Genomic DNA, 5,368 nt, shown 5'->3' on the forward strand with positions numbered 1-5,368 from the left:
GAGGGCGGCGCGCTTCCGCCCCCGCCCGGGGCGTGGCCGAGGCGGGCGGCCCCGAGGGGCGGCTCGGGCCCGGAAGGGCGTCCAGGCCGGAACTCCCGGGAGCAGGCCCGGCCCGTCAGGCACCCCCGCAGACACCCCGGCGGACGCCCCGACGGACGCCCCGACGGACGCCCCGACAGGGCGAAATCCCCTTCGTCCGCGCCGCGTTCCATTCTCCTGCGGCAGCCGCTGGTGCAGGGTGTGGTCCAGGAACCGCACCGGCGCGTACCGAGGAGAAGCATGAGCGACGCCATGAGCACTCCCGATTCTCCCCTCCCGACCGACCTCCCGACCGACCTCCCGACCGATCTCCCCTACTACGAGGACCCCTCCCCCGGCCACGGCACCCTTCCGCCCCGCGCCTGGTTCCCGGCGTCCGACGCGGCCCGGCTGAGTCTCGACGGCACCTGGCGCTTCCGGCTGTCGCCGACCGCGGACGCCGAGGACACGTCCTTCGCCCAGCGCTCGTTCGACGCCTCCGACTGGGACGAACTGCGCCTGCCCGCCCACTGGGTGCTCCACGGCCACGGCTCCCCCGCCTACACCAACACCGCGTACCCGTTCCCCGTCGACCCGCCCCACCTGCCGGCCGAGAACCCGACCGGCGACCACCGCTTCGTCTTCGACCTCCCCGAAGGCTGGGACGGCGAGAGCGTTCTGCGCTTCGAGGGGGTCGAGTCCTGCGCCCGGGTGTGGCTCAACGGGGAGGAGCTGGGGACCTTCACGGGCAGCCGGCTGCCGCACGAGTTCTCCGTGGGGGCGCTGCTGCGGCCGCGGGGGAACGTCCTGGCGGTGCGGGTGCACCAGTGGTCCTCCGGCAGCTATCTGGAGGACCAGGACCAGTGGTGGCTGCCCGGCATCTTCCGTGAGGTGACGCTGCTGCACCGGCCGCCGGGCGCGGTCCGGGACTTCTTCGTCCACGCCTCGTACGACCACCGGGACGGTACGGGCACCCTGCGGGTGGACGCCGAGCCGGGCGACGCCCGGATCACCGTGCCCGAGCTGGGACTGGACCTGGCGGCGGGCGAGGCGGCGACCGTGCCGGTGGAGCCCTGGAGCGCGGAGATCCCGCGGCTGTACGACGGCGTGCTGGCCACGGCCGGGGAGCGGGTTCCGCTGCGCATCGGCTTCCGTACGGTCGCGGTGGAGGGCGGGGTGCTCCGGGTCAACGGCCGCCGGATCCTCTTCCGCGGCGTGAACCGCCATGAGTTCCACCCGGAGCACGGCCGCGCGCTGGACCGGGAGACGATGCTCCGCGATGTGCTGCTGATGAAGCAGCACAACATCAACGCGGTGCGCACCAGCCACTATCCGCCGCACCCGGCCTTCCTCGACCTGTGCGACACGTACGGCCTGTGGGTGATCGACGAATGCGATCTGGAGACCCACGGCTTCCACGCCCTGGGGTGGCGGGGCAACCCGGTGGACGACGCCCGCTGGACCCCGGCGCTGCTGGACCGCGCGGAGCGGATGGTGGAGCGGGACAAGAACCATCCGTCCGTCGTCCTGTGGTCCCTGGGCAACGAGTGCGGCACCGGGCGCGGGCTGACCGCGATGGCCGGGTGGATCCGCCGGCGGGACCCGTCGCGTCCGCTGCACTACGAGGGCGACCCGTCCTGCGCGGACGTGGACGTCCACTCCCGGATGTACGCGGACCACGCGGAGGTCGACCGGATCGGCCGGGGCGCCGCGTCCCCGGACGACACCCCGGAGGCCGCCGCCCGGTACCGCGAACTCCCCTTCCTCCTCTGCGAGTACGCGCACGCCATGGGCAACGGCCCGGGCGGACTGAGCGACTACCAGCGGCTGTTCGAGACCCATGAGCGCTGCCAGGGCGGCTTCGTCTGGGAGTGGATCGACCACGGGATCGCCTGCCGCACCGGCGACGGCCGCCGCTGGTTCGCGTACGGCGGGGACTTCGGCGAGGAGCTGCACGACGGGAACTTCGTCTGCGACGGGCTGCTGTTCCCCGACCGCACCCCCTCCCCCGGGCTGATCGAGTACAAGAAGGTGATCGAGCCGGTCCGGATCGAGGGCGACGGCCGGGCGGGCACCGTCCGCATCGCCAACGGCCACGACGTCGCCGATCTGTCCGGGCTGGCGTTCACCTGGTCCTACGAGGCCGAGGGGCTGCCGGTCGCCGAGGGGACGCTGTCCGTCCCGCCGCTCGGCCCCGGCGAGAGCACCGAGGTGAAGCTGCCCGCGCGCCCGGACACGGAGCACGCGGGCGAGGCCCTGTGGACGGTGCGGGCGGTGCTGGCCGCGGACACCGCCTGGGCGGAGGCCGGGCACGAGGTCGCCTGGGCCCAGCTCCCGGCCGTGCCGCGGCCCGCGGCGCCGCCCGTACGCGCCACGGCCGTCCCGCGGCCGGGCGAGGGCCATGTGGTGCTGCTCGGGCCGGGCACCTTCGACGCGGCGACCGGCGCACTGCGCTACCTGGGCGGTTTCGAGGTCGCGGCGCCGCGGCTGGACGTGTGGCGGGCGCCGACCGACAACGACGAGGGCGCGCCCTGGCAGCCCGGCCTGCGGATGGGCACCCTCTGGCGGGGCCTCGGGCTGCACCGGATGCGGCACCGGACGGACTCCGTGCGGGCCGGGGAGACGGAGCTGGAGGTCCGCGGCCGGGTCGCCGCGGCGGGCAGCGGGCTGGGCCTGGCGACGGTGTTCCGGTGGACCGCCGACGGCGAGGCGCTGCGGCTCGGGGTCTCGGTGACACCCGAGGGCGACTGGCCGTGCGCCCTGCCCCGGCTCGGGGTGCGGCTGGGCGTGTGCGGGAGCCTGGGCCTGGCCGAGTGGTACGGCGGCGGGCCGGGCGAGGCGTATCCGGACACCCGAGCGGCCTCCCGTACGGGCCGCTGGAGCCTGCCGGTGGACGCCCTGCAGACGCCGTACGTGCGCCCGCAGGAGAACGGCGCGCGGGCCGATGTGCGCTGGGCGGAGCTGCACCGGGACGACGGGACGGGGCTGCGGATCTCCGGCTCCCCCACGTTCTGGTTCACGGCCCGGCGGTGGACGAGCGAGCAGCTGGACGCGGCGGCGCACACCACGGACCTGCGGCCGGGCGGCACGGTCTGGGTGAACCTGGACCACGGGCAGCAGGGCATCGGCAGCCAGTCCTGCGGCCCCGGGGTCCTGCCGCAGTACCAGCTGCGGCCCGGCCCGGCGGCGTTCTCGTTCACCTTCTCGACGGTCGCGGCGCCGGCCGCCGGGGCCGGGGCCGGCGGGGCCACGGCCGCCGGGGCCACGGCCGCCGGGGCCACGGCCGCCGGGAGCACGGGGACCACGGGGACGGCGGGCGCGGACTAAAAGTGGTCTGCAAGCATCCCAAAGCGGAGTGAGAGCAGGCAGAGAGCGGGCCGAGAGCCGGGGACGCGGATGCGGATGTCCCCGCCCGGGCCGACGATTGAGGGGTCCTTGCACGATGAGCGCGCGACCCGGGCGGGCACCGTGCAGGCACCCCTCAGGCAGGTTCCGTACGGCGGACGAGGAGGTAGCGGGTGTGCCCCACCGCTCCGGGCCGGGGCGGCGCCGACCACTTCTCCGACGCGGCCGCCGTCGCCCTCTCCTCGGGCGGCACCGACCACGTGCTCCGGAACGTGCTGAGCGGGACGACCGCCGGGGTGGCCATTCTCGACCCCCAGCTGCGCTACCTCTACGTCAATCCCGCGTTCGCCCGGACGATCGGGGTGCCCGCCACCAGCCTGCTGGGGCGGACGATCAACGAGGTGCTGCCCGGGATCGAGAGCCGGTCGGACGTCCTGGAGCAGGTGCTGCTGGACGGGCTGCCCCGGGAGGCGACCACGACCGGCGTCACCCACACCGACGCGTCCGGCGCCCCCGGGCAGCGCCGCTGGTGGCACGGCGCGTACCACCGGCTGGAGATCGGCGGCGAGGTGTTCGGGATCGCCGGGATCGTCGTGGAGGTCACCGCCTCCCAGGAGCAGCAGCGGGCCCTGGAGCAGGCCCAGGCGCGGCTGACCCTGATGGACGCCGCCGCCACCCGGATCGGGACCACGCTGGACATGGACACCACGTCCGGGGAGCTGGCCGACTTCCTGGTGCCGCTGCTGGCCGACGTGGCGACGGTGGAGGTCTTCCCCGAGGAGACGGGCCAGGTCAGAGGGGTGACGGCCTCGGGCGGGCTGCGGCTGCGGCGGTCGGCCCTGGCGTCCCTGCCGCAGCTGCACGGCGCGGCCCGGCGGCTGGGCCTGACGGGTGAGTACGTGGACTACCCGGCGGGTTCCGCGGTCCCGCGCTGTCTGGCGACCGAGCGTCCGATCATGCGGAATCTGCAGTCGGACGAGGAGCTGACCCAGTGGGTCGCGAGTCCCGAGCGGCTGGCCGCCTACCGTGCGGTGGGCATCCATTCGACGCTGGTGGTGCCGCTCGCCGCGCGCGGCCACACCATCGGCACGGTGTCCCTGGCCCGGGCGGGTGACTCGCCCGCGTTCACCGACGAGGACGTGGTCAACGCCCAGGACCTGTCCGGGCGCGCGGCCATCAGCATCGACAACGCCCGCCGCTACACCCGGTCGCAGGGCATCGCCCTGGAGCTACAGCGCGCCCTGCTCGCCGAGCCCGGCAGCCCGCACCCCAACGTGGAGCTGGCCTCCCGCTATCTGCCGTCGGGCAGCAGCGCCCTGGTGGGCGGCGACTGGTTCGAGACGGTCCGGCTGCCGTTCGGGCGGACCCTGCTGGTCATGGGCGATGTGATGGGGCACGGCGTGGAGGCGGCCGTCGACATGAGCAACTACCGCTCGATGATCCGCTACGTGTCGGCGTCCGACCTGCCGCCGCACCGGATCCTGCGGCAGCTCGACACCAACATCTCCGAGGGCGAGACGGGGCGCCCGGCGACCTGTCTGCTCGCGCTGGTCGATCCGGCGCGCGGCATCTGCTCGTATTCGAGCGCCGGGCATCTGCCCCCGGCCGTGCTCGGGGCGGACGGCAGTCTCCAGCTGGTGGAGGTCCCGCCCGGTCCGCCGCTGGGCACCGGCTTCGGCGGGTACGACATGGTCACCCGGGAGTTCGGGACCGGCGAGGTGCTGATCCTGTACACCGACGGCCTGGTGGAGCGGCGCGACGAGGACATCGACCGGTCCCTGGCCCGGCTCACCCGGCTGCGGCTGCCGGTGGCCGGGACGCTCGACGCGCTGCTGGACCAGGTGCTGCGCCAGCTCACGGACCGGGTCGCGGAGGACGATGTCGCGGTGCTCGCGGCGCGGGCATTGGAACCGATCCCGACGAGCGGCAGCACGGGCGCGGCGCCGGACGCGGACGGATCAGGTGCGGCCAACGGATCAGGTGAAGCCATCGGTGGCCCTCCTCC

At 74.8% G+C, this 5,368-nt stretch carries 2 protein-coding genes; both read left to right on the top strand.

Annotation, left to right across the window (positions count from 1 at the left end; genetic code table 11):
* Nucleotides 1-291: 291 nt before the first annotated feature.
* Nucleotides 292-3,345, top strand: a complete 3,054-nt coding sequence (locus ABT112_RS25335) for a glycoside hydrolase family 2 TIM barrel-domain containing protein (protein ID WP_351513254.1) — start codon at nucleotides 292-294, stop codon at nucleotides 3,343-3,345.
* A 191-nt stretch (nucleotides 3,346-3,536) separates the two neighbouring features.
* A partial coding sequence (locus ABT112_RS25340; RefSeq protein ID WP_351513243.1) for a SpoIIE family protein phosphatase occupies nucleotides 3,537-5,368 on the top strand: 1,832 nt, incomplete at its 3' end.

Source organism: Streptomyces sp. NPDC002055, assembly GCF_040296705.1.
In the GTDB taxonomy this organism is placed as follows: Bacteria; Actinomycetota; Actinomycetes; order Streptomycetales; family Streptomycetaceae; genus Streptomyces.

Coding starts and splice junctions, on each gene's coding strand:
- ABT112_RS25335 (WP_351513254.1), top strand. CDS start 292: ATGAGCACTCCCGATTCTCCCCTCCCGACCGACCTCCCGACCGACCTC.